Source organism: Paenalicyclobacillus macrosporangiidus, from assembly GCF_900116805.1.
Lineage (GTDB): Bacteria > Bacillota > Bacilli > Alicyclobacillales > Alicyclobacillaceae > Alicyclobacillus_H > Alicyclobacillus_H macrosporangiidus.
The window spans coordinates 1-1,609 of sequence record NZ_FPBV01000078.1; the positions used below are offsets into that span (position 1 = coordinate 1).

A 1,609-nucleotide genomic window follows, 5' to 3' on the forward strand; every position below is an offset into this window, starting at 1 on the left:
GACCAACGACGGTCAGGGGCACGTGGATTGGCAGCCAGCGTACATGGACTTCGCCAAATACTACGGATTCGTACCCAAGGCCTGTAAACCCTACCGAAGTCGCACCAAAGGGAAGATTGAACGGCCTATTGGGTACATCCGGTCCAGCTTCTGGCCGGTAGCGTTTGTGGACCTGGACGACCTGAACCGACAGGCCGCCGTCTGGCAGGATACGGTGGCCAATGTGCGGATTCACGGCACGACGCGGGAGCAGCCGGTGGTGCGGTTTCAGGCGGAGAAACTGCAGCCCCTGCCTAAGAGCCGGTACACGCTGGCGTACGCCGATATGCGTAAGGTCATGAGCGATTGTCGCATCTCGTGGAACACGAACATGTACACCGTTCCGTGGCGGTATGTGGGACATACCGTTCTGGTCAGGGAGTTTGAGTCAGGCAGCCTGCAGATCGAGTACGGCGGGCAGGTCATCGCCGAACACCGCGTACTCACTGGGAGGCACCAGGTCTCAACCAACCCTGAGCACTTCAAGGGCATCCCGGCTGGGACGTCCCATCCGGATCGAGGCAAGGTACCAGGAGTGCAAATCGGGCCGGACGTGGAGCAGCGGGAGCTGTCTGTGTATGAGGAGATTGCGATGGGAGGTCAGGTGCAATGAGTGAGGCGTTGGTTCTGGCCAAGGCCGAGGAACAGCTTCTGGAGCTGGGATTGAAGAGAGCCGCGGCGGTGTTGCCGGCGTGTGTGGAGTGGGCAGCGGGTCACCAGGCGACTTATGCCGAGTTCCTGCACAGGCTGCTGGAAGCTGAGCAGGAGGAGCGATACAGCCGTTACATGCACGCCAGACTCCGTATGGCCAACTTCCCGTATCACAAGACCCTTGCAGACTTCGATTTCTCGTTCCAGCCGTCCATCGATGAGCGTCAGATACGGGAACTGGCCAGCCTAACGTTCATCCAGGAGGGCAGCAACGTCATCTTCCTGGGACCGCCGGGGGTGGGCAAGACCCACCTTGCGGTGGCCCTGGGGATGGAGGCGATTCGACAGCGCATGAGCGTATACTTCGTGACCATGCAGCGGCTGGTCGCCGACTTGCGACGGGCGTACCAAGAGGGGCGGCTGGACAAGCGCCTGCGTATCTACACCCAGCCGAAGCTGCTGATCTGCGACGAAGTGGGCTACTTGCCCCTCGATGCCCTGGACGCCGCGAATTTCTTCCGGCTCGTGTCGGAGCGCTACGAACACGGGTCGCTGATCATCACGTCCAACACCAGCTTCACCAACTGGGGGACACTCTTCGGTGACCAGGTGCTGGCCTCGGCGTTACTTGACCGGCTCCTACATCACGCCACCACCATCAACATCCGGGGCAATAGCTACCGAATGAAGGATAAGCTGCGCGCTGGGGTGACACACGCGCTGAAGGAGGAGGTGACCGCGTAGACCGAACATATGTCCGGGGAATCATGCGCGATGATTTTGGGGAACTGAATCCGCTGTTTTTGGGGAATCGAGCGCGATTTTTGATGAGAAAATGGCCTCCTTTAAGGCAGGAGATGTCACATTACGCTGTTTTGAGACAATAGAATGCCCGGGACACTGAAGAGTTGCATCTGAA

The 1,609-nt window shown here is 59.3% G+C and carries 2 protein-coding genes; both read left to right on the forward strand.

What is annotated here, in order from left to right; translation table 11 throughout:
• Nucleotides 1-652 (forward strand): transposase (locus BM357_RS18705; protein WP_139234816.1); only part of this gene is annotated, 652 nt, incomplete at its 5' end.
• The gene (gene istB, locus BM357_RS18710) at nucleotides 649-1,434 is read left to right on the forward strand and encodes an IS21-like element helper ATPase IstB (protein ID WP_074956915.1); all 786 of its coding nucleotides are present in this window, start codon (nucleotides 649-651) and stop codon (nucleotides 1,432-1,434) included. The genes BM357_RS18705 and istB, both read left to right, overlap by 4 nt.
• The last annotated feature ends 175 nt before the right edge of the window (nucleotides 1,435-1,609 follow it).